The following is a 22368-nucleotide window of genomic DNA, read 5'->3' on the forward strand; positions in this document are numbered from 1 at the left end:
TCAGACCTCCGGGATGGCGAGTTGCCTTCGCTGCGCCTCGGCCACGAGCGAGGCCACGGCGCAGGAAGCCAGCCGCGTGATGGTCGAGTCGGCCCGGCTGGTGAGGACGACCGGCACGCGGGCCCCGAGCACGATGCCGGCGGCATCGGCATCGGCCAGGAAGGTCAGGCTCTTGGCGAGCATGTTGCCCGCCTCGAGATCCGGCACGACGAGCACGTTGGCCTGCCCGGCGACGGGGGACTGGATCTTCTTGATCTTCGCCGCGCCGAGATCGATGGCATTGTCGAGCGCCAGGGGACCATCCACGATCCCGCCGGTGATCTGCCCACGGTCAGCCATCTTGCACAGGGCCGCGGCCTCGATGGTCGAGGGCACCTTCGGATTGACCGTTTCCATCGCCGAGAGGATCGCGACCCGCACTGGATCGACGCGCATTGCCTGGGCTAGGTCGATGGCGTTCTGGACGATGTGAACCTTGTCCTCCAGCGTCGGCGCGATGTTGACCGCCGCGTCGGTGATGATGAGCGCATTGTCGTGGCCGGGCACGTCCATGACGAAGCAGTGGCTGATCCGGCGTGCCGTGCGCAGGCCGCCCTCACGGCGGACCACCGCGCCCATGAGCTCGTCCGTGTGCAGGCTTCCCTTCATCAGCGCCTCGGCTTCGCCGGCCCTGACGAGTTCGACCGCCTTCTCGGCCGCCGCATGGCTGTGTGGGGCGTCGACGATGCGCATCCTGGAGACATCCTTGCCCAGCGTCTGCGCGGCGGCCGCGATCCTGGCCTGAGGCCCGACGAGAATCGGCTCGATCAGACCGAGTTCCGCTGCTTCGAACACAGCCCCTAGGGAAGCCGCATCGCATGGGTGCACCACGGCGACCTTCAGCTTCGGCAGAGATTGAGCGGCCGCCACGAGCCGATCGTATTTGTCGTGCCGGCGCTGACCGCGCTGGGACGTGTCCTGGGCTGGAATCGCAGCCGTCATGATTGCTTTCCCCCTGTGTTCTCGATGGGCTGTGCGACGGGTCGCCGGGCGAGCTAAGCGGCTCGCGGAATTGGAGCTTGGGCCGATGTCCGCGATGATCCGGCTTATCTATTAAGGCGAGTGTGCCCTTTCCCACGCCTGCTGCTTGACCGATTCGGCCATTGCTTTGACAGTTTGGGACTGTGGTGCGGGATCCCGGCGGATCGCGTTCGTTTCCGTTCTGCCAGCACCTGAATGCCCCTGCGGGAATTGCTACGGCCGCCTGCTCGTCACAGCGACGCAGAAGTGCCACTCCGATCAACCCCCTGTCGGAATGAGATCTTTGATCAGGGGCTGAGGATCGGAACTGCGGCCGGCAAGCATCGTTTCAATGCTGCGACGATCTGGAGAGACAAACGATGGGCAAAGGAAGCGAGAAGCACCGCAGCAGCGCGAAGAGGAACAAGCTGCGCGAGAAAGCCAAAAGGCTGATCAGCGAGGGAAAGAAGGTGACAGGACGGCTTCTGAGATACGATCATCGTGGCAAGACGGGTTGATCGACGAGCGGGAATGGTGCCGGAGGCGCATTTCCGTTGTTAGACTGCTCCGCGACCTCAACCGCTTGCCCGGCTTCTGCGTTGATACGGCATGCAATTCGTCTGCGACGCCCCTGGACAAACAAGCTGGTTCCGAATCGAGACCGAGGGAGAAGCCGCCCTCGAGTCGCAGATCATGGGCCACGCCGTTGAGAAGCATTTTCGTCACGCCTGGGATACTGCGACAGGGACCTACCGCTCGACCGCCAGCCCCTTCATTGAGCAGAACATCGGTCTCAAGGCTTACGTGCAGCGGACCATGCCGATGTTTCTGACCTTGCGCGATGCGGAGGGCAATGGTCTTGCAACAGCCATGCTTCCGCCGAGCGGCCACAATGACGCGGCCTTCAAGATCATCATTGTCGGCCCCGAGAACCGCGATCCCTACCCGGATCATGAGGACGCCATTCGCGCGTTAGGGGAGCATTTTGGCCTCTCCCTCGATCGTAGCCGATGCTATCCGTACGCCGTGACCAAACCCTCATGGACATGAGCTGCGCGCCTCATCACGGAGTGCCGCCCGCAGGTTCGGCAGCTTGCTGGAAAGCAATCACGCGCCTCCCGTGAGCCTCATAAAGGAACGCATCGTCATTCCGTGCAAGCGCAACCTAGTTCAATGCGATTTCCGGCGTGGACGGATCGAGGTGATACAATGTCAGAAGCGCGACGGTCGTGAGCAACAGGCCGACGAAGTAGATCCACAAGCCCTTGAATATCTTCAGTTCAGGCGGCACCCGCACGTGTATCTCCTCCCTCTCCAAAGTCGGCCAACGAATGCAAAGCCGAAAGGTTCTGCTGCAACTCACCTCTCGGAGATTGCCAGAATACGTTGATTACCTTTCATTTTGGCACTTGCATGAGTCTCTACACGATCAGACCGATAACAAGGACGTGAGGCAGCGCGATAAATCAGCAACAACTCAGAACCTTTGCCGTGGCACAGACGTTCGAGCCTCACGTTTCCCCGCAGATGGAGGACTTGATGGTGCAGAAATCCGTAGCCGCCTGCCTGGTCGCCTCTCGCTAACGGCGGCGTTTGCCCGATCGACTTCGCCCGCGCCGGGAGCCGGCCAGGACCAGTGAGGCATTCGCGTGCCACCTTTCGAGGGCCTTTTGCCTGTTCAGCGCGTGACGGACTGGGCAATCCGGTCATGAGGGAGGAGACGCATTTGGATCGGCATGGCGCCACCATAATCGGGTCCTGGAGCGTCATCGTGCCAGGTGTTCGTCTAGCCCCCATCGGCGCGCTGCTAACGACAAACGGGGCTTGGCTCATTGCCTGCAGCCATCACCTCACGGAGACGGAGATCGGCGACTCCGTGCAGGCCTTCGCGCTGCCGAGCCGAAACGATTGACCTTGTCCCCAACCGAGAGCCGATCATGTTCCTGAGCGATCCTTATTGCGGCCCTGCGCCCGTCCCTTCGGAACTCTGGCACAGCTGGAACTTCGACCCATGGCTCATCGCAGGGCTGCTGTTGTCTGCCGCTGCATACGGCCTTATCGCGCGGGCATCCTCCAGGATCGGTCAGCGTGAGACTATCTGCTTCACGTGCGGGTGGTTCATCCTCGTGCTTCTGTTCGTCACGCCGTTCTGCGCCCTGACATCGGCCCTGTTCTCGGCCCGCGTGACGCATCCCGTGATCATGATCGTCGTTGCGGCACCCCTGATTGCGCTGGGATGTCCATTCATCGAAAGACCCCGGCGGAACTCGAATGGACTCGGCGTCGTCTTCGTGATCCAGATGGCGACCATCTGGTTCTGGCATGCTCCCGCTCCCTATGCGGCGGCGCTGGGCAGCGATGGCATCTTCTGGCTCATGCAGATATCGCTTCTCGGAACGGCAATCCTGTTCTGGAGCACGCTTCCCCTGCGTTCGGCCTCGCTGCACTCCCTCCTTCCGCTGCTCGGGAACGTGGCGCAGATGGGCTTGCTGGGCGCCTTGATCACCTTCGCCCCCTCCCCGCTTTACGAGCCGCACCTTGGCACGACGGCGCCGTGGCACCTGTCCCCGCTCGAAGACCAGCAGATCGCCGGCCTCATCATGTGGATCCCTGCTGCCGCGCCCTATGTGCTGACTGCCCTCCTCATCGTCGGCGCCTCGCTGAGCGGGTCCTCGCTCCCGCGCAGGCGGGAGGGCTCTGCATGACGGCGTGGCTGAAGGCTGTCCACATCGCGTCGCTGGTGATCTGGTGCGCCGGGCTTCTCGTGCTGCCGGGGCTCTATGCACAGAAGACTCGGGTGAAGGATCGTGAGGCGCTCTACCACCTCCAGAGATTCACCCGCTTCGTTTACACATCCGTGACCTCCCCGGCCGCGTTCGTGGCGGTCGGCACGGGCACGGCGCTGATTTTTGTGCGGGAGGTCTTCACGCTATGGATGGCGCTGAAGCTCGCAACCGTCGGTGGTCTGGTCCTCCTGCACGTCCATGCCGGCTACGTCATCGTTCGCGTCTTCCGACCGGAGCGGTGCTTCGCGGCATGGCGCGGGCATGCGACGGCGCTTGCGACCTTCGCGGTCATCTCTGCAATTCTCTGGTTGGTCCTGTCGAAGCCGTTGATCAACATCGCGTCGTTGCCTGATTGGATGAGGCGACCGGGCGGACTTCAGTCGTTCTCCGACAGCATGAGGCCGATCTGATGCTCGAACACCAGCTTGCCCCCGTGCCAGCCCGCAATGCCCACGAACACCATTCCAAGGCCAGACAGGAAAAGCCCTGTGGGAAGAACGGTCGCCTCGTGATCGGTCAGGCGGATGCCCCAATTCGCGCCGATGATTGCGAGCAGCATCATCGCCGCAATGGCGTGCGTCCAGCTCGCGGCGCGCTTGCGGATGCCTTTCACGAGCACGAGCTCCGCCGTTCCGACAAGACCGGCGAGAACGCCAAGGATGAAGGCGATGCCGCTCGACCAGAGCTCGACCCGCGCCCAGAATGCGTCGCCGCTCCACCAATACAGGACATCGGCGCCCAGCGTCCCGACCGTGAATGCGATCGGAAAGGTGACGAGCATCGCATGGACCGGATGCCCGGCGACCGCGACCGCGGAGCTGACATCGTGTCTTTCGACCTCCTCGACAACGGGATTGGGCACAGCGCAACTCCTCGTTTCTGGCTTCCTTCCAATGGCACAACACGGCGAACCGCCGCCTGGTTCAGGTGGGCCACTGCATCGGCATCCTGCATCGCGCTCGCAGGGTGCGCCGGGCCATTGTCGACGCTCGACCCCGCAGGTCCGCACGCCGCCTCTGTGGCGCGCTTGTGGTGGGTGATGCTCTTCGGCGCGGCGGCTATCCTGCTCCTGGTGATGGGGCTCCTGATCCGAGCCTTCATGACGTCCGGCCCAGGCCCGGCATCAGCCCGTCGCTGGCTCCTCGGTGGGGGCGTTCTGTTTCCCGTCGCTACCCTCACCGCACTCCTGGTCTATGCGCTCGTGACCGGGGAAAGATTGCTCGCCCATCCGGGAGCGCCCGAGGCGGTGCGGGTCGATGTGCTCGCCCGCCAATGGCGATGGGAAGTCTCCCATCCGCTTGCAGACGGGAGGACGGCAAGGACGGTCGGCATCCTCCACATTCCGGCCGGAATGCCCGTTGACATCCACGTGGCCAGCGCGGACGTGATCCATGGCTTCTGGATCCCGCGCCTCGGCGGGAAGATCGATGCCGTGCCGGGACACGTGAACGTGATCCGTCTGACGGCCCAGGCTCCCGGCACGTACCGGGGCGTGTGCGCCGAGTTCTGCGGCAACGGGCATGCCGGGATGGACATGGCCGTGATGGCGCACCCTCCCGAGACATACGCCGCCGCGCTCGCGCGGCTTGCGACCGATCCGCAGGCCGCCCCGCGAACGGAGGTCGCGCCGTGACGATGCCGTCCTCGCCGCAATCCCCGATCCGCCTCCACAAGGAACTCGATCAGGTCTGGGGCACGCCTGGAGGATGGGGTGCGCTGTCGGCCGTCAATCATTCGATCCTGGGGCGGCGCTTCATCGTGGCGGCGTTCGTGTTCTTCGGCGTCGGCGGCATTCTCGCCATGCTGATCCGGGCGCAGCTTGCGACCCCGCACAGCGCGTTCCTCGGACCAGACCATTACAACCAGATCTTCACCATGCACGGCACGGTGATGATGTTCCTGTTCGCCATCCCGATGTTCGAGGGATTGGCGATCTATCTGCTGCCGAAGATCCTCGGCTCACGCGATCTCGCCTTTCCCCGCCTCGGCGCCTACGGCTTCTGGTGCTATGTCTTCGGTGGCTCGATCCTGCTGGCGGCGCTCGCGGTGGGGGCGGCGCCCGATTCCGGCTGGTTCATGTACACGCCGCTCTCGTCGCGGACCTACACCCCGGGCATCAACGCGGATGTCTGGCTTATCGGCATCACCTTCGTGGAAATTTCCGCGATCTCGGCGGCTGTGGAGATCGTCGTCACGATCCTGAAGATGCGCGCTCCCGGAATGTCGCTCGACAGGATGCCGCTGCTCGCCTGGTATCTTCTCGTGACGGGCATGATGATGCTGGTCGGCTTCCCGCCGCTGATCCTTGGCAGCATCCTGCTCGAACTGGAGCGTGCCTTCGACTGGCCGTTCTTCGATCCGACGCGTGGCGGCGATGCCCTCCTGTGGCAGCACCTGTTCTGGCTCTTCGGCCATCCCGAGGTCTACATCATCTTCCTGCCCGCCGCGGGTGCCGTCTCGACCATCCTTCCCGTCCTCGCCCGCCATTCCATTGTCGGCTACTCATGGATCGTCGTGAGCATCATCGCGCTGGGCTTCCTTTCGTTCGGTCTGTGGGTACACCATATGTTCACTGTGGGTATCCCGCATCTCGCCCAAGCGTTTTTCTCCGCCGCGAGCATGCTGGTCGCGATCCCCACCGGCGTACAGATCTTCTCGTGGTTGGCGACGCTGTCGTCGGGGCGGCCTCAGCTCACCGTTCCGATGCTCTATATCCTCGGCTTCTTCTTCATCTTCGTCACCGGCGGACTGACGGGTGTGATGCTGGCGGTCGTTCCCTTCGACTGGCAGGCGCACGACACCCACTTCGTGGTGGCGCACCTGCACTATGTGCTCGTGGGCGGTTTCATCTTCCCGATGATGGCGGCGGCGCATTATTGGCTTCCGCACTTCACCGGACGCATGCCCGTCTATCGGTTGAGCGTGACGGCCTTCTGGCTGATCTTCATCGGCTTCAATGCCACATTCTTCCTGATGCATCTGACGGGATTGCGGGGCATGCCGCGCCGCGTCCACACATATGCGCCCGAGCTCGGATGGGACTGGCTCAACCTGCTCTCCTCGATCGGCGGCTTCGTCATGACCATCGGCTTTGCCCTGTTCGTGATCGACATCATCCTGCAGGTGCGGTTTGGACGGCGCGCGCCGCGCAACCCGTGGAAGGCGGACACTCTCGAATGGGCCATGCCAACCCCGAGTCCGAACTACAACATCGCGTCTATTCCGGAGGTAGGGAGCCGCTCGCCGCTCGCGGACGCCTCGGACCTGGCCGTTCGCCTCACCCGCGGCGAGGGCTATCTCGGTTTCGTGCGCAACGGCTGGCGAGAGACGCTGGGCGTCCACATGGTCACCGGCAGGCCCGATCAGGTCATCCTGCTTCCGGGGCCGACCTTCCTGCCCCTTTGGAGTGCTCTCGCGACGGGCCTGTTCTTCGTGTCGCTCCTGATGAAGGCCTACATGCTAGCCCTGACCGGCGCAGGACTGGCCGCCGTGCTGCTCGTCGCATGGTCTCGGAACACGGGTCTGCGCCGGGACCGCGGCCTTCTGCCCATCGGCCGGAACGAGACTGCGCCTGTGCATCAGGAAGCATCCGGCGCTCCGTCCTGGTGGGCCATGGCCTTCACGCTCCTGGCCGACGGAACGCTCTTCGCATCGCTGCTGTTCGGTAGTTTCTATCTTTGGATTGTCGCTCCGGGCTGGCCTCCTTCCACGCTCATGGAGATGGGAATCGTCCTGCCGCTCACGGGCGTCTTCGGGTTCGCCCTGGCAGCACTGGCGAGCCGGAAGGCTGGGGCAGAAAACGCCGTCGGCCGGATCGTGCGCTCGTCGTTCTGGCTGATCGCGACGGCGGCCGGGTACGCGCTCGCGCTGACATGCTTGGCCCGGCTCGCCATCCTGGCGCCGGACCCGACGGGACACGCCTATGCGGCAACCACCTCCGCCATTCTGGCCTATGCCGGCCTTCATGCTGCACTCGGCATCCTGTTCGCCGGCTTCGGATGGTATCGCTGCCTCTCGGGATTCGTCTCCGCGAAACGCGACCTGGACCTGCGCATCGGCGATCTCTGGCACCGCTACACGGCGGCCAGCGGGATCATCGCCATTCTCATGGTCTACGCACTGCCCTGGATGATCGGCTCATGAACCGGACGGACTCGCCGCGCCAGCTCCTCCTCCTTGTCGCCGGCTTCCTCATCTGGAGTTCGGCCTTCACGGCCTTGTACGCGGCGAACGCAATCGGGTGCAGCCTCGGCTGGCAGAACGTGGAAGTCGGGGCGGTCAGCCTGAACAGGCTTGTGCTGCTCGTGGTGTGGGCCGGCCATCTGGCTGCATCGGGCGTGTTGCTCCGCGGGTGCCTGAAGATGCGGAGGAGTCGTGCCGATCAAGGGCAGCTCTCCCGTTTCATGTCGGCGAGCACCCTCGGAGCGGCCGGCGTTGCCCTGTTCGCAACCCTTTGGACGGGCCTGCCGATTGTCGGCGCATCGACTTGCGTGTGATGCCCCTGACGATTCCGTCACGGACCCGAGAGTGCTCCGTGACTGATCAGGTTTCTCCGTACACCACCTTGGATGCGACCAGATCGGCGTATCCGGCGTCGTCGATCCCAATTTCGGACAGCACGGCCCGGTTATGTTCGCCCAACCTCGGGGCCGGCGTCCTAATGGAGCCAGGGGTGCCTTCAAGTCGCGGCACGACATGGTGCATCGGCAGAGCGCCCATGTCCGGATCGGGATAGTCGGCAATGACTTCACGCTCGATGAAGTGCGGATCATCGAGGATCTGAGAGGTGTCGTAGATCGGCCCGATCGTAACTTCTGCAGCCTCAAAGAAGGCGACGTTCTCCGCCTGCGTCCGCTCGGCGATGAAGGCTCCGATGATGGCGTCCAGCTCCTCGGCATTCCTGACGCGGTCTGCATTCGTCCGGAACCGGGGATCGTCGATGAGATCGGGTCGTCCGATGGACCGGAACAGGCGCTCGGCCATTTTCTGGATTGAAGCCGAGAGGCTCACGTACCGCCCGTCCTTGCATCGATAGGCATTGCGCGGAGCCGAGTTCGTCGAGCGACTGCCCGTCCGCGGCTTGACCGTGCCGGTGAGTCGATAATTGGCGGATTGCGGGCCGAGGATCGAGAAGAGCGGATCGAGCAACGGCAAGTCCATGACCTGCCCCTGCCCACCCTTCAACTCCACCTCGCGCAAAGCGATCATGGCCGCGGAGGCGCCATAGACGCCGGCGATGCCATCGGCGAGATACATCGGGGGAAGAACGGGTTCCCGGTCGGCGAAACCGTTGATGGCTGCGAAACCGGATATGCCTTCCACGACGGTCCCGAAGCCGGGACGCTGGCTGTAGGGCCCGTCCTGGCCCCAGCCTGAGATCCGCATGATCACGAGCCGTGGATTGAGTTTCAGCAACGTATCGGGGCCGAGCCCCATCTTTTCGAGCACGCCGGGACGGAAGCTCTCGATGAACATATCGGACGAAGGAACGAGGGCTTTGACGATCTCAGACGCTTGAGGATTTCTTAGATCGAGGCAGAGACTCTTCTTGTTGCGAGCGTAAATCTTCCAATGGGTGCTGACGCCCTCGGTTTTCCAGGCCCGCAGCGTGTCGCCCTCAGGCGGCTCGACCTTGATCACCTCGGCCCCGAAATCGGCCAGCATCTGCGTGCAGACATTGCCTGCAAAAAGGCGCGAAAGATCGAGGATCCGCACGCCGCTCAGGGTCCCCTGGGCGTCGGGGCGATAGGCGCGCTGGTGAAGCGTCGAAGAGACCATGTCAGCAGCCCTCCCCGGTTCGTTTCGAATCGAATTGCTTGGCAAGGGCGACGATGGCCCGTGCACTGACGAGGAAGGGTTCATCGATCATCTGGCCATCGACGACGAAAGCCCCGACGCCCTTGGCGGCCGCCTCCTCGGCTGCCGCCAGGATACGGCGGGCCTTTTCGACCTCGGCCGGACGAGGCATGAAGCACTCGTTGGCGATCGGAATCTGCGTCGGATGGATGCAGCTCTTGCCTGCGAATCCGAGACTGCGTGCCTCCTCGCATTCTTCCCGATATCGCTCGGGATTGGCGACCACCGCATAGGCTCCGTCGTAAGCCGGAACCTTCGCCTCGGCCGCAGCCAGACGGATCGCCATGCGGACGTAACTCAAGGCCTTCGGATCGGCTCGATTGATGCCCGATGGCTCGAACAAGTCCGCATATCCGATTTGAAGTCCGACGACACGCGGGTCCGCGGTCGCGATTTCGGCCGCAAGCCGCAAGCCTTTTGGCGTCTCGATGTTGGCGAGGATGCCGATGGGGCGCTCCGTGCCCGCTGCTGCCTCGAGCCGATGGATCGCACGGACTGCCTCCCGGACCTCGTCGCCGCTCTCCACCATCGGCAGGTTGAGAATGTCGAGACCGGGGCCGACGATCGCTTCGAGATCGTCTTCGAACAATCCGCTCGAAAGACCGTTCGCGCGGACGACGACGATTTTGCGATCGTCATTCGAGCGGCTTCGCAGGAAGGCTCCCACGGCGGCTCTTGCCTCCGCCTTGCGATCCGCGGCCACGGCATCCTCAAGGTCAAACGAGAGCGCGTCGGCAGCGGACGCAGCCGCCTTGGCGAAGAGTTCCGGCCGTGAACCGGGCACGAAGAGCTTGCTCCGCATCAGACGTTGCATGGGTTCTTTCCCGAGATCCGAATGGCGACGTCACCGCGCTGGTCAATGACGCCTTGGTCAGCGAACCCAAGGCGGGCTGCATCGGTGCGACCGCGGCAGCCTGCCTCAGGAATGTTGCAATCGGTCAGTGACCGCTATTTCAGGAGACCGAGTTCCCCCAGCGCGGTCTTCATCATGGACTGCTGCTCTTTCAGGAAGGCATTGAACCCTTCCCCGTTCCGGTAGGCGCCGATCCAGCCATTCCTCTCGAGGGCGGCCTTCCAGGTCGGAGTCGCAACCATCTTCTCGATCGCAGCGCTCAGTTCCTTCTTCTCGGCATCGGTCGCCTGCTTCCGGGCCAACAGGCCGCGCCAAGTTCCGATCTCCACATCGACGCCCTGCTCTTTCAGAGTCGGAACGTCGAGGTCGGCGAGGCGCTCACCGGACGATACGGCAAGAGCCCGGACCTTGCCGGACTTGATCTGCGATGCGAACTCCGGCACGCCGCCGATCCCGGCGGTCACGTGACCACCGAGGATGGCTGCGACCTGTTCGCCGCCACCGGCATAGTTGATCGCATTGGTCTTGCTGGCATCGCCGGAGACCGCTTTCGTGATCTGTCCTGCGATAACGTGGTCGAGGCCGCCAGCGGACCCTACGGCCCATGTGACGGATGCGGGATTGGCCTTCACCTTGGCGGTGAGATCGGCCAGCGTCTTGATGTCGGAATTGGCTGGGACCACCACCACGCTGTACTCGCGCAGCAGCAGGGCGAGAGGCGCGGCGTCCTCCAAGGTGACTGGCGGCTTGGTCGTCAGGATCGCTCCGACCGTGGTTACGCCGATCGTGATCAGCCCGGGTCCGCGGTTCTGCCCATTCACGAACTGAGCGAGCCCGATGGCGCCGCCGGCCCCAGGAACGTTCAAAACCTGGATACCGGAGGCGAGGCCTGCCTCCTGCAGGGCATCCCTGACAGCTCGGGAGGTCTGGTCGAAGCCGCTGCCCGGGTTGGCCGGGGCGATGATCTCAAGTCCCTTGATCTGAGCCTGGGCTGGCGCGGCGCCGGCAATGGCCAAGGCAGCGAGGGCGAACAAAGTGGTGCGACGGCAAACGGGCATCGTGATTTCTCTCCCATGTGGCTGAGGCCTTTCAAGCAGGCCCCTTTACAGGCTCGCCCCCGAACGGACGAGCCAACACAGGAAGAGTACCTGCCGCCGATACGATGGGAAAAGCTGGCCTTTTCCACATTAAGAAGATAGTTTTTCCATCTTATGGACACCGAATTTCTCAGGACCTTCGTCATCGTCGTTGAAGGCGGCTCGCTCGCCGAAGCAGCCCGCCGCCTCAATCTGACCCCGGCCTCCGTAGCCCTGCGCATGCGCACGCTCGAAAAGGAATTCGGGGCGCGCCTTCTCGTCCGCTCCGGTCGAACGGTGACGCCCACGGAGGCAGGACGGGCTCTGACAGAGCTGGGTCGTAACCTGCTGCGTGACGTCAGCAACCTCAAATCGGCCCTGGCGACCGAAACGCCTTCCGGAGAAATCCGGATCGGTGCGGTTCCAACCGCCATTACGGGCCTGATGCCGAAAATCCTGACGGCCGTGCAGGAGGTCTACCCGGGCCTGGAGATTCACATCGTTCCCGGGCAGTCGGCCGAGCTCCATTCCAAGGTGCTGAATGGCGAGGTGGATGGGGCCATCATCATCGAGCCCTACTTCGCGCTGCCCAAAGCCTGCGGGTGGTCCGTTCTGCGAGAGGAGCCTTTGCTGGTGATCGTGCCGTCATCGATGAGCGGTCTGGACGCCCATACGGTCCTGGCGACTGAGCCGTTCATCCGTTACGGCCGCAGCTTCTGGGGCGGACGTCTGGTCGACAATTACCTCACCCACGCCAAGATCCGGCCTCGGGAGCGGTTCGAGCTTTCGACCCTCGACGCGATTGCAGTCATGGTCGATCGGGGGCTCGGGGTTTCGCTCGTACCCGACTGGTCGCCGCCCTGGCCCGAAGGCCTGTCACTGGCGAAATTGCCGCTCCCATTGCCGGCCGAGCCGCGGCGGCTCGGCTTTCTGTGGATGAAAGGCTCGGCACGAATCCGCCTGCTGCGGGTCTTTCTCGAGCAAGCCACCGCATCGTTCTCTTAGTTTTTCAGGCCTCGCACTCGTGTGATCACGCCTCCGCCGGCCATGATGCTCTGGTTGGTCGGCAGGCTTTCCTTCAGGCAAGCAACTGCTCACAGGGCGAGTTAGCGTCGCGCAGCAGGGCGGTACTCTTCGCCGCCCTGGCTCTGGCGGGGCCATGGGGGATGCGATGGAGCCAGCCCTGCCGCGAGCGGACGAGCGATCAGTCGTCCTCGACGAACACCTCGGCACGCTTACGCCGGATCGAAGGCAGAAGGGCAATGACGATGCATGCTAGACCGAGCGCAAGCAGGCCAGCGGAGATGGGGCGTGTCAGGAACACGGTCGGATCGCCCTTGGAGATGATCATCGCGCGGCGGAGGTTTTCCTCCAGGAGCGGTCCGAGCACGAAGCCGAGCAGCAGCGGTGCGGGTTCACAACCGAGGCGGATCAGGACATAGCCGAGGATGCCGAACGCGACGATGGCGTAGACGTCGAACGGGTTGCTGTCGATCGAGTAGCAGCCGATCGAGGCGAAGATCACGATGGCCGGGAACAGCACCCTGTAGGGAATGGTGAGCATCTTCACCCAAAGCCCGATCAGCGGCAGGTTCAGGATAACGAGCAGCAGATTGCCGATCCACATTGAGGCGATGATACCCCAGAACAGCGCCGGCTGGTCCGTGATCACGTTGGGCCCCGGCGTGATGCCCTGAAGGATGAAGGCACCAACGATCAGCGCCATTACCGGATGAGCTGGAATGCCCAGCGTCAGCAACGGGATGAAGGAGGTCTGGGCGGCAGCGTTGTTGGCGGATTCCGGTCCGGCGACCCCTTCGATGGCGCCTCTGCCGAATTCCTGCGGCTTCTTCGAAAGATACTTCTCCGCCGAATAGGAGGCGAATGACGCAAGGACATGCCCGCCTCCGGGCAGGATACCGAGGACAGAGCCAAGGCCGGTGCCGCGCAGGACCGGACCAGCGATGCGGCGGAAATCCCGCTTCGAGAGCCACAGGTTCTTCACCTGCGAGATGCCGACCTCGCGGGTCGTCTCTGCCTCGAGATTCCGGAAGATTTCGGCGACGCCGAACATCCCGACGGCGAGCGAAACGAAGTTGATGCCGCCATAGAGCTCCCGGAAGCCCATGGTGAAGCGAGCCGTCCCACTGGTCACATCCTGGCCGACACTCCCGAGCAGAAGCCCCAGCACGATCATCGCAAGCGCCTTGATGACCGAGCCGTGGGCGAGCGAGATGGAAACGAGGAGACCGAGGATGAGCAGCGAAAAATACTCGGCGGCGCCGAAGTTGAGTGCGACGCGGGCGAGCGGCGGCGCCGCCACGGCGAGGATCAGCGTCGCCACCGAGCCGGCGAAGAACGAGCCGAGTGCGGCAGTAGCGAGCGCCGGTCCGGCCCGACCCTGGCGGGCCATCTGATAGCCGTCGATGGCGGTGACCGCCGAGGAGGATTCGCCCGGCAGGTTGATCAGGATGGCCGTGGTCGAGCCGCCATACTGCGCGCCGTAATATATCCCGGAGAGCATGATGAGAGCGGTTACGGGCGAGAAGGAAAACGTGATCGGCAGCAGCAATGCGATGGTCGCCGTGGGCCCGATCCCCGGCAGCACGCCGACGAGGGTGCCGACGAGAACGCCGACGAAACACCAGAAGACGTTCTGGAGCGTAAGGGCCGTGTCGAAGCCGACGGCGAGATTGGACAGAAGCTCCATGACGATCCGTCTCCTCAGAGGGCTTCGAAGGGGCCGAACGCCGGGCCGATTGTCGGCAAGACGACGCCGAGCCCGAGCTTGAAGACCACGTAACAGAGACCGGACAGCACGATCGCGGCCCCGAAAGCGGCGATGATCGAATTGCGCCGTGAGGCGAGCGCTGTCACGAACGTGACGAGGAACACGATGGGAACGAGGCCGAACGAGCGGCCATAGGCGCCGAAGAGGATCAGTGCGAACGACACCAGGGCGATGCCGCGCCAGGGCACAGGGCGACCGCTCTCGTGCTGCTCCGGATCCGACCGGGCAAGCGCCACGCCGACTGCGAGCGCTCCGAGCAAGATGGCAAGGACGAGCGGGATGAAACCCGGCCCCATCCGGATCGGGCGGCCCATTTCATAGTGGGTGGCGCCCCATGCGAAGGCCGCCGCGAGGGCTAGAAAGATCGCCCCCGCAATCACGTCCCGCCGAGACCGGGGCAGATGCTCCCCTGGATCCGTCTGATGCGTCATCATATTCCCTCCGGAGGAACGGCCCCATTCATCATCCGTCGCGCGGGCGCATGATTGCCCGTCAGATGTTGGAGCCGCGGATTGCCTCACAGACAGCGTCGGTGACCTCTTGCGTGGTCGCTTTTCCACCCACGTCCGGCGTCAGAATGCCCTCCGCCGTCACAGCCTCGACGGCACGCATCAGCCGTGCGGCGGCAGCGCCCTCCCCGAGATGCTCAAGCATCTGAGCCGCGGTCCAGAAGGTGGCGACCGGATTGGCGATCCCCTTGCCGGTGATGTCGAACGCCGAACCGTGGATGGGTTCGAACATCGACGGGTAGCGCCGTTCGGGATCGATGTTGGCGGTCGGCGCGACGCCGAGGCTGCCCGCAAGCGCGCCGGCGAGATCAGACAGGATGTCGGCGTGCAGATTGGTGGCGACGATGGTGTCGAGGCTTTGCGGCTTCAGTGTCATGCGCACAGTCATGGCGTCGACCAGCATCTTGTCCCAGGTGACGTCCGGAAATTCCTTCGCCACCTCGGCGGCGATCTCGTCCCACATCACCATGCCATAGCGCTGGGCATTGGACTTGGTGACGACGGTGAGGAGCTTGCGCGGGCGGGACTGCGCCAGCCGGAAGGCATAGCGCATGATGCGGGTAACGCCGACGCGGGTGAAGATCGACACTTCGGTCGCCACTTCCTCCGGCAGGCCGCGATGCGTGCGCCCGCCTTGGCCCGCGTACTCGCCCTCCGAGTTCTCGCGCACGATCACCCAGTCGAGATCGCCCGGGCCAACACCGGCCAGGGGGGAAGTGATGCCCGGCAGTATCCTTGTCGGCCGCACGTTGGCGTACTGGTCGAAGCCCTGGCAGATTGGCAGCCGCAGCCCCCAAAGCGTGATGTGGTCGGGGACATCCGGAGCGCCGACTGCGCCGAAGAAAATGGCATCGAAGGACTTGAGCTGCTCGGGACCATCCTCAGGCATCATGCGGCCGGTCTTCTTGTAGTAGTCCGAGCCCCAGTCGAAGTGCTGGACATCGAGCCTCAAGTCGCCGCTACGCTGTTGGAGCGCCTCCAGGGCCTGGAGCCCGGCGGCGATGACTTCGGGGCCGATCCCGTCGGCCGGAATGGCGGCTATCTTGTATTCACGCATGAGGCGGTTCCGTTCAGTGCATCAGCATTGGGAGCACAAGGCGAGGATCAGCCTCGCCTTGCGTGGTTCGTCAGAAACGAGAGTCACTTCTGGGTGGCGTTGGCGAGGAGCTTGCTCCAGCGCGTGATCTCGGACTCGAAGCGCTTGTCGAGGGCGGCGGGTGTCGCCATGTCGGACGACACGGGCGCGGTGCCGAGCGCAGCGAAACGTTCGATCACCTTTGGGTCCTTGAGGGCCTTCTGAAGCGAGGCCGAGAGCTTCTGGCGGATTGCCTCGGGCGTCCCCTTGGGAGCCCAGATGGCGTGCCAAGCCGAGATTTCGAAACCCTTGACGGCGCTCTCGCCGAGGGTCGGGACCTGGGGCAGGATCGCGATCCGTTCGCGGGTCGTGACGGCGTAGGGCTTGATCTCGCCGGCCTTGATCTGATTAGCGGTGTTAGTGGTCTGATCGCACATGAGATCGATCTGGGTGCCGACGAGGTCGTTCATGGCCGGCCCGGTGCCCTTGTAGGGAACCACGGTCAGTTCGATACCGGCCGCGTCCGTCATGAGGCGACCGCAGAGATCCGACACCGCGCCGACGCCGGCGGTGCCGAATGTTGCGCCCTTCCCCTCCCCCTTCAGCCATGTGAACAGAGCCGTCACGTCAGACGGCGGAAGGTCCTTCCGACCGACGAGAGTCATCGGAACGTCGGTCACGAGGCCGACGGAGTCGAATGCCTCACCTGGCTTGTAAGGCAGGTCCGGATACAGCGCGCCGAAGGTCGCGACACCGATGTGGTAGAGGAGCAGCGTGTAGCCGTCAGGCGCCGCTTGAGCGACACGGCCGGTCCCGAGGGAGCCGCCGGCGCCGCCGACGTTCTCGATCAGCACCTGCTGGCCGAGATCGACCCGCATCGCCTCAGCTACCAGACGCGCAACGGTGTCGCTCGGGCCGCCGGCGGCCGCCGGGACCAGAATGGTGATCGGCTTGCTCGGATAGTCGCCCTGCGCCATGGACGAACCGGAGAGCATCGTCGCCGCTGCCACCAGCGCCGTCGCGAGAAGTCGCTTCATATCTTCCTCCTTCTGTATGTCGTTCAGGCGGCCTCTCTTACTGGGGCCCTTGGGCTTGCATTCCATCTTGCATGCAAGCTGGGACGCATGTGGACATGGTGTGAATGTTTTGTCAATAATCTGTTGAGCGCGAGAGGATAAACATGAGCGAACGAAAAGGGGCGGCAGTGAAACGGCACGGGGTGGGAGCGGCCGGCACAACCCCGCAGCCTGTGGCTGAGCCTGGCATGAGGCCCGGCGGTGTCGGTCCGGCCCAAGAGGCGCGTGCCGAGGCTGCCTATCGCTACCTGCGCAATGCTATCCTCTCGAACGAGCTGCCGGCCGGCTTCCAGGCAGCGGAGAACGAGATCGCGGCGCAGCTCGGCATGAGCCGCACGCCCGTCCATGAAGCGATGGCGCGTCTGCAAGAGGAAGGCTTCGTTCAGATCCTGCCGCGCAAGGGCATCCTTGTCCGGGCGCTGACCCCGGCTGATCTCCTGGAGATTTACGACGTCCTGATCGCTCTCGAGGGAGCGGCAGCCGAACTCCTGGCCGGAGGAACGGGTGATGCATTGGCATCTACCCTCAGCGAGTTGCAGGCCAGCACCGATGCGATGGAGTCGGCCCTCCGCATCGGCGACCTCGACGCGTGGCGCGCAGCGGACGAGCGTTTTCACGATGCGCTTGTCGCGGGTTGCGGCAACAGCCGTATCAAGCGCATGGCTGCCACGGTCACGGGCCAGTCACACCGGGCTCGGCGGCTGACGCTTCACCTTCGTCCGATGCCCACCAATTCGGCAGCCGAGCACCAGGCGATCATCGATGCTATCCGGTCGGGTGATGCTGCAACCGCCGGAGAGGCCGCCCGCACCCACCGTCGGCACGCGCGCGGTCAACTCGTCCCGATTCTGAACCGGATCAACGTCCAGCAACTCTGACGGACATGTCTCAAGTCGCCTCCCTTTACGTGGAATCAGCTCTTTGCTTTGGTGCGACGCATGGTTTGACCCAAACCGGATCCACTTCGCCGAAAGCTGCGCCAGGTTCGAGAAGCCTCTATGAGAGGTTGGACTACTCTTCCCGCTTCTTGAATTCCAGGGGCGCTGGATCGCCGATACCTGGGCGGATGTCGTTACGGCATCGAGCTGCGAGGCGATGGCAGCTGGCCTGGCGCGGAGCCGTGGGGGGCGCCCCCGAGCATCCCCTGCAGGCGTTGGCCCTGCTTTTATACCCGCAATGCGGGCGTGGAGCCCGATCTCGGCCGCTGGACGGACCGGACAGTCTTGAGAAGGGGCCGAAGCTGATGGCAGCCGCTTTTGAAGCGATGGGCTCAAGAGAGATGAACGAAGAAGAGCGCATGCTGAGAGAACTGATCACGCGGGAAGCCGCGTCCCGCACAGCCTTATCAAGGCGATTACGCGGTCAACCGTTTAGCGAGAACCGGCCCAGAACCCAGCAATATTCTCCTTCAATCATAGTCATTTTCCGTGTGGTCGACTGATTTGAGATTTCCAACGAAAAACTTCCTGTCCGCACCAAAAAGTAAATCTTGCCCTTTCCCCTTGATTTTGGCCGCTTTCAAGCAGCCCTCTTGTAAAAATCTCATTCCCCTCTATATCTCTATTATCGATTTTGGCCGGACAATCGGTCCGTTTCGCTGTTGGCTTCGCCGGGCGCACGTTCAGACTCTCTCCGAACCATTGACGAACCGAGTTGAGGCCACGCTTGGTGCGCCTCGGCTCACGTGCATCTGCAACAACCGCGAGAAATCATTCCCATGATCATGGGTACTGTGAAATTCTACAACGATATGAAGGGCTTCGGCTTCATCCAGCCGGACGATGGCAGCAAGGACGTGTTCGTCCACGCCACAGCGCTGGAGCGCGCCGGCATGCGCGGCCTGGTCGAGGGTCAGAAGGTCTTCTTCGATACGGCCGAGGATCGCCGCTCCGGCAAAATTGCCGTCAGCAATATCCAAAAGGCCTGAGGATGACGAGGCGCACATCATATGCCTCTCCAAAGCCGCTCCCGGGTGGAGCGGCTTTTTCTTTGCAAAGCTCCATCATTTGATGGTCAACCAAGTGAGAAAGCGATGAACACATTTCGGAAAGCCCCTCCTGCGAAATCGGTGATGTTCGTAGTGGACTATGACGATGCCCGCAGAGCCTATCTGTGGGTCGACGATCCGGCGAAGGCCAGTGACACGCGGGCCGTTGGCGTGATTGCGCGAGCTCAGCAGGAGCAAGGCTCGCTTCCGGAAGGCACTATCACCAGCATCAGGCGCATCCGATAGCCACGCAGGTGGCAGTGTGGTGAAAACGTATCGAGATCAATGAGTGGAATGAAGCAGAACGATTTTAACGAACGGCTGAATGCCGCGAGAGACGCAAAGCGTGCCATGGCCGCCAAGTTCCAGCAACGGCCGGGCCATGACGATCCTGCGGTTGCGGAAAGGCGGGCTGCCCGGGCGGCCGTGAGCGCCGCGAGGGAGGCTCGCACGATCGAGCGGGAAGCCCTGCGTGTCGCCGAGACCGCCCGCCTCGCCGCAGAGCGAGAGGCTCTTGCGGCAGATCAAGCTGAACAGGAAGCGCGCGCAGCCGCCGAGAAGGCGGAGAACGACGTCAAGCTGGAGGCCGAGCGCAAGGCTGCCCGCGATGCTCGTTACGCGGCCCGCAAAGCACGGAAGTAGCAGCGTTTATCCAGCGGTGTCGCGTGAGCGACATCGAGTCCAGTTCACCATTAGCAAGGAGATTGGCCAATGTCTCACAAGTTCAAAGTCCGGCAACTGGTCCGACTGAAGCAGCCCGGGTTTTCCGACAGCCAGACCAGCTCCACCAGTGTTTACGAGATCGTGCGCCTGATGCCAGCCGATCAGACCGGGGAGGTTTCATACCGGATAAGATCAGGCGCGATCGAACGGGCCGTCCGTGAGAGCGAGATCCGGAGCACATAATCTTCTGGACCATTCGCTCGACTTTCATCAGACACATAGTGCCGTGGCATGAGATCCACGGATAGAAAGGACATCCTTTGCAGGTTTTGGTACGCGACAACAATATCGACCAGGCACTCCGAGTGCTCAAGAAGAAGATGCAGCGCGAAGGGATCTTCCGTGAGATGAAAGCGCGAAAATCCTACGAGAAGCCCTCAGAGCGAAAGACACGCGAGAAGGCCGAAGCTGTGCGGCGCAGCCGCAAACTGGCCCGTAAGCAGGCTATCAGGGAAGGGCTGATCGCCGCCCCCAAGCCCAAACCCCGTTTCGCCGGGCCGCGTCGCCCTGCGGCTGCCCCCAGCACCGTAGCCCGTGCTCCGGCGGGAGAGACGAAGGTCTTCTAGTTGGCTCCTGGAGCATCGAACGTAAAAAGAACAGTTTTGCGTGAGAAGATGCTCGGATCCAAAATCCTAAAGCCTCGGTCGTGCGTTCACGCCCGAGGCTTTAGGGAGAGCCTCACATCGAGTTTATGAATCGCAAGCGGCGCGCGAAGTCTCGCGCGCCGCTTGGCGTTTGGATGGCGGGAAGCGGGCTTGGTGCCCTTGCGGGGCATCAGCTCTTCTCTTTGGCTCGGCCGCTTTTCGACGGCGAACCGGATCCGGCTCGCCGTAAAATGGATCTAAAGCATCGGACGTGAATTCGAACTCACGCCCGGTGCTTTAGGCTTTTGATTGTGAGCCTCTTTCCACACAAAACCGGTTCCCACTTTTGCGTCCGAGGCTCTAGCCGATCACCTCGATGACGTGACGGATTTCCTCAATCGACAGGCGGGGCGGCTGTGGCTTGACGGCAACCTTGATCAGCGAGGCGGCTTTTGATGACTGCGGCTTGTGCTTCGGAGGCTGAGACTGATTTGAAGTAGACATAAATTTCCTGTCGCCGCATCGGATCAAGCTCCGAGCAGCCTTTCGTATTTGAGATTGTCGAATGCAAAGCAACGACGCGTAAGCCCGTCTGAGCGGGCCGGAGAATAGCAATCGATAGGAACGGAAAGCGGGCTCGGCGCTCATTCACGAGCAAAGGAGAGCAGGCCGAACACGTCGGTTGGTCAGTACAAGATGGACGACAACTAAGTCTTTTGCAAGACCAAAGTCCTTGCGAGGCCAGTGATATACCTTATGGCGGCCTGCCTTGTATTCGCCGCAAGGACATATTAGGTAACGGTCATCGACATTTGGCCGGACAATCGGGCCGTAACGCCTTGGCATGCCAGGCGCACGTTCAGACACTCTCCCAAACATCGACGAACTCGAGCCTGAGGTCGCGCTTTCGCATACCTTTTGAGCTCACGCACACTGAATTCAGGCAATGTCCAAGAGCAGCGGTGCGTTCAGCGACAGGATCAGGAACCGTGTAAGCGGGACTGAGCGGGTTGCCGGGGTTCGCAGATCCGCGCCTTTGACGCGGGATTTGGAATGCGGAGATCGGTACCTATTGACCGCCGATCTATTCTAAGGGAGCAACCCGGGATGCAGCGCATCCGCTCAATTCTGTTCGATATTCTGCTGGCCCTCTGGACAGGGCTGTTCGTGCCTGTCCTGGCGATCCTATGGCTGTGTGGTTCCCCGGAGCGTGGCGTTCGGCTGGCTTCCCGGCTATGGGCCCGCGGTATCCTCATCAACCTGAAGTGGCTCGTTGGCCTGACCTATACCGAGCGGGGTCAGCACAAGATCCCTGACGGGCCCTGCCTGATCATCGCCAATCACCAGTCGACCTGGGAGACGCTCGCTTTCCTGATCCTTTTCCCAGATGTGGCCATCGTCGCGAAGCGGGAGTTGCTGACGATTCCCGTCTTTTCCTGGTTCCTGCGCAAATCGCCGATGATCCTGATCGACCGGGAGAGCGGTTCGAAGGCTGTGCGGAAGATGGTCGAAGAGAGCCAGGCGGCGCTGGCGCAGGGTCGCTCCGTGCTCATCTTCCCCGAAGGGAGCCGAAAGTCGGTCTCCGAGCCGATCGAGTTCAAGCGTGGGGTGGAGTTGCTGTACGCAAAGCTCGGCAGACCTGTCCTTCCTGTCGCCCTGAATTCGGGTCACTTCTGGGGCCCCGGACAGTCCTACAAGCGAGCAGGGACAATCTCAGTGTCATATCTCGATCCAATTGCCCCGGGTCTGGCGGGTCACGAGTTCACGCGCAAGGCGGAGCAGCTTCTTGAGGCAGAAAGACAGTCCTCGTGGCCGCAGGCAGCTTGAGCGCGAAGTCCAAAGCGCGTTCGAAGATCGGCACATTCCCGCATCGATGCTTCCACAAGCCGTAACGGTCGGCGGCCCCTCTCCCCTTGGGCGGAAAGGTGGATCTAGAGCGGTTTGGGGTTGAACGGAATCGGGAAGTCTGACTCGATGGTGGTCAGGGGCGTGAGCACAGAGGCTCGCCATGACCACACCGTTGTCCCAGGACCTGCGCCGGCGCATCGTGCGG

25 protein-coding genes are annotated in these 22368 nt (G+C 62.9%); 14 read left to right on the top strand and 11 right to left on the bottom strand.

The annotated features are described in order from the left end of the window. A complete protein-coding gene (locus ACS5Q0_RS20815) occupies positions 1 to 981 on the bottom strand; it encodes a phosphate acetyltransferase (protein WP_473128562.1) in 981 nt (326 codons plus the stop codon). 627 nt (positions 982 to 1608) lie between these two features. Between ACS5Q0_RS20815 and ACS5Q0_RS20820 the strand changes: the two genes are divergently transcribed. Next, positions 1609 to 2049, top strand: a complete 441-nt coding sequence (locus ACS5Q0_RS20820; protein WP_473128563.1) for a hypothetical protein — start codon at positions 1609 to 1611, stop codon at positions 2047 to 2049. Between the two features lie 115 nt (positions 2050 to 2164). On the opposite strand, the gene ACS5Q0_RS20825 is transcribed toward ACS5Q0_RS20820, so the two are convergent. Further along, positions 2165 to 2296 carry a hypothetical protein gene (locus ACS5Q0_RS20825; RefSeq protein ID WP_473128564.1) on the bottom strand — a complete coding sequence of 44 codons (132 nt, stop codon included), beginning with the start codon at positions 2294 to 2296 and terminating at the stop codon, positions 2165 to 2167. A gap of 640 nt (positions 2297 to 2936) precedes the next feature. Here ACS5Q0_RS20825 and ACS5Q0_RS20830 point away from each other — a divergent pair. Continuing rightward, complete coding sequence (locus tag ACS5Q0_RS20830; RefSeq protein ID WP_473128565.1) at positions 2937 to 3704, top strand: cytochrome c oxidase assembly protein; 768 nt, start codon at positions 2937 to 2939, stop codon at positions 3702 to 3704. Further along, a complete protein-coding gene (locus tag ACS5Q0_RS20835; protein WP_473128566.1) occupies positions 3701 to 4195 on the top strand; it encodes a CopD family protein in 495 nt (164 codons plus the stop codon). Before ACS5Q0_RS20830 ends, ACS5Q0_RS20835 begins: the two co-directional genes overlap by 4 nt. On the opposite strand, the gene ACS5Q0_RS20840 is transcribed toward ACS5Q0_RS20835, so the two are convergent. Beyond that, positions 4162 to 4647: a DUF2231 domain-containing protein gene (locus tag ACS5Q0_RS20840; RefSeq protein ID WP_473128567.1), complete on the bottom strand. Its 486-nt coding sequence runs from the start codon at positions 4645 to 4647 to the stop codon at positions 4162 to 4164. The genes ACS5Q0_RS20835 and ACS5Q0_RS20840 overlap by 34 nt on opposite strands. 117 nt (positions 4648 to 4764) lie before the next feature. Between ACS5Q0_RS20840 and coxB the strand changes: the two genes are divergently transcribed. The 3 genes from coxB to ACS5Q0_RS20855 are packed head-to-tail and all read left to right on the top strand — an operon-like array spanning position 4765 to position 8281. Next, positions 4765 to 5418: a cytochrome c oxidase subunit II gene (gene coxB / locus ACS5Q0_RS20845; RefSeq protein ID WP_473128568.1), complete on the top strand. Its 654-nt coding sequence runs from the start codon at positions 4765 to 4767 to the stop codon at positions 5416 to 5418. A 2-nt stretch (positions 5419 to 5420) separates the two neighbouring features. Continuing rightward, positions 5421 to 7928 carry a cytochrome c oxidase subunit I gene (ctaD, locus tag ACS5Q0_RS20850; RefSeq protein WP_473128588.1) on the top strand — a complete coding sequence of 836 codons (2508 nt, stop codon included), beginning with the start codon at positions 5421 to 5423 and terminating at the stop codon, positions 7926 to 7928. Then, the gene (locus ACS5Q0_RS20855) at positions 7925 to 8281 is read left to right on the top strand and encodes a hypothetical protein (RefSeq protein ID WP_473128569.1); all 357 of its coding nucleotides are present in this window, start codon (positions 7925 to 7927) and stop codon (positions 8279 to 8281) included. The genes ctaD and ACS5Q0_RS20855 overlap by 4 nt, the downstream gene beginning before the upstream one ends. Before the next feature lie 46 nt (positions 8282 to 8327). Here the strand turns inward: ACS5Q0_RS20855 and ACS5Q0_RS20860 are convergent, their stop codons facing one another. The 3 genes from ACS5Q0_RS20860 to ACS5Q0_RS20870 form a co-directional block, all read right to left on the bottom strand. Next, on the bottom strand, positions 8328 to 9563 hold the full coding sequence (locus ACS5Q0_RS20860) for a CaiB/BaiF CoA transferase family protein (RefSeq protein WP_473128570.1): 1236 nt from the start codon (positions 9561 to 9563) through the stop codon (positions 8328 to 8330). Between the two features lies 1 nt (position 9564). Next, complete coding sequence (locus ACS5Q0_RS20865) at positions 9565 to 10455, bottom strand: HpcH/HpaI aldolase/citrate lyase family protein (RefSeq protein WP_473128571.1); 891 nt, start codon at positions 10453 to 10455, stop codon at positions 9565 to 9567. Between the two features lie 134 nt (positions 10456 to 10589). Next, complete coding sequence (locus tag ACS5Q0_RS20870; protein ID WP_473128572.1) at positions 10590 to 11552, bottom strand: Bug family tripartite tricarboxylate transporter substrate binding protein; 963 nt, start codon at positions 11550 to 11552, stop codon at positions 10590 to 10592. Positions 11553 to 11705: 153 nt separating this feature from the next. Between ACS5Q0_RS20870 and ACS5Q0_RS20875 the strand changes: the two genes are divergently transcribed. After that, positions 11706 to 12575 (top strand): LysR family transcriptional regulator, encoded by an 870-nt coding sequence (locus ACS5Q0_RS20875; RefSeq protein ID WP_473128573.1) that lies wholly within the window; start codon positions 11706 to 11708, stop codon positions 12573 to 12575. 199 nt (positions 12576 to 12774) lie between these two features. On the opposite strand, the gene ACS5Q0_RS20880 is transcribed toward ACS5Q0_RS20875, so the two are convergent. The 4 genes from ACS5Q0_RS20880 to ACS5Q0_RS20895 all read right to left on the bottom strand — a co-directional run bounded on the left by ACS5Q0_RS20880 (position 12775) and on the right by ACS5Q0_RS20895 (position 16982). Further along, entirely contained in the window at positions 12775 to 14280 is a 1506-nt protein-coding gene (locus tag ACS5Q0_RS20880; RefSeq protein WP_473128574.1) for a tripartite tricarboxylate transporter permease, read from the bottom strand. Positions 14281 to 14294: 14 nt separating this feature from the next. Further along, positions 14295 to 14795, bottom strand: coding sequence for a tripartite tricarboxylate transporter TctB family protein (locus ACS5Q0_RS20885; protein ID WP_473128575.1), 501 nt, complete (start codon positions 14793 to 14795; stop codon positions 14295 to 14297). A gap of 58 nt (positions 14796 to 14853) precedes the next feature. Continuing rightward, positions 14854 to 15927 (bottom strand): tartrate dehydrogenase, encoded by a 1074-nt coding sequence (locus tag ACS5Q0_RS20890; RefSeq protein WP_473128576.1) that lies wholly within the window; start codon positions 15925 to 15927, stop codon positions 14854 to 14856. Positions 15928 to 16010: 83 nt separating this feature from the next. Next, positions 16011 to 16982 carry a tripartite tricarboxylate transporter substrate-binding protein gene (locus tag ACS5Q0_RS20895; protein ID WP_473128577.1) on the bottom strand — a complete coding sequence of 324 codons (972 nt, stop codon included), beginning with the start codon at positions 16980 to 16982 and terminating at the stop codon, positions 16011 to 16013. A 143-nt stretch (positions 16983 to 17125) separates the two neighbouring features. Here ACS5Q0_RS20895 and ACS5Q0_RS20900 point away from each other — a divergent pair, with 143 nt between their 5' ends. The 6 genes from ACS5Q0_RS20900 (at position 17126) to rpsU (ending at position 20297) form a co-directional block, all read left to right on the top strand. Next, on the top strand, positions 17126 to 17899 hold the full coding sequence (locus ACS5Q0_RS20900; RefSeq protein ID WP_473128578.1) for a GntR family transcriptional regulator: 774 nt from the start codon (positions 17126 to 17128) through the stop codon (positions 17897 to 17899). Positions 17900 to 18738: 839 nt separating this feature from the next. Next, positions 18739 to 18948: a cold-shock protein gene (locus ACS5Q0_RS20905; protein WP_473128579.1), complete on the top strand. Its 210-nt coding sequence runs from the start codon at positions 18739 to 18741 to the stop codon at positions 18946 to 18948. Between the two features lie 105 nt (positions 18949 to 19053). Further along, positions 19054 to 19254 (top strand): hypothetical protein, encoded by a 201-nt coding sequence (locus tag ACS5Q0_RS20910; protein WP_473128580.1) that lies wholly within the window; start codon positions 19054 to 19056, stop codon positions 19252 to 19254. Positions 19255 to 19293: 39 nt separating this feature from the next. Further along, entirely contained in the window at positions 19294 to 19650 is a 357-nt protein-coding gene (locus tag ACS5Q0_RS20915) for a DUF6481 family protein (RefSeq protein ID WP_473128581.1), read from the top strand. Between the two features lie 69 nt (positions 19651 to 19719). Continuing rightward, positions 19720 to 19914 carry a hypothetical protein gene (locus ACS5Q0_RS20920; RefSeq protein WP_473128582.1) on the top strand — a complete coding sequence of 65 codons (195 nt, stop codon included), beginning with the start codon at positions 19720 to 19722 and terminating at the stop codon, positions 19912 to 19914. A gap of 77 nt (positions 19915 to 19991) precedes the next feature. Next, positions 19992 to 20297: a 30S ribosomal protein S21 gene (gene rpsU, locus ACS5Q0_RS20925; RefSeq protein ID WP_473128583.1), complete on the top strand. Its 306-nt coding sequence runs from the start codon at positions 19992 to 19994 to the stop codon at positions 20295 to 20297. A 378-nt stretch (positions 20298 to 20675) separates the two neighbouring features. Here the strand turns inward: rpsU and ACS5Q0_RS20930 are convergent, their stop codons facing one another. Continuing rightward, positions 20676 to 20819, bottom strand: a complete 144-nt coding sequence (locus ACS5Q0_RS20930) for a hypothetical protein (RefSeq protein WP_473128584.1) — start codon at positions 20817 to 20819, stop codon at positions 20676 to 20678. Positions 20820 to 21422: 603 nt separating this feature from the next. Between ACS5Q0_RS20930 and ACS5Q0_RS20935 the strand changes: the two genes are divergently transcribed. After that, complete coding sequence (locus ACS5Q0_RS20935) at positions 21423 to 22142, top strand: lysophospholipid acyltransferase family protein (RefSeq protein WP_473128585.1); 720 nt, start codon at positions 21423 to 21425, stop codon at positions 22140 to 22142. Positions 22143 to 22368 lie beyond the last annotated feature (226 nt).

Source organism: Microvirga sp. HS2 (genome assembly GCF_055792805.1).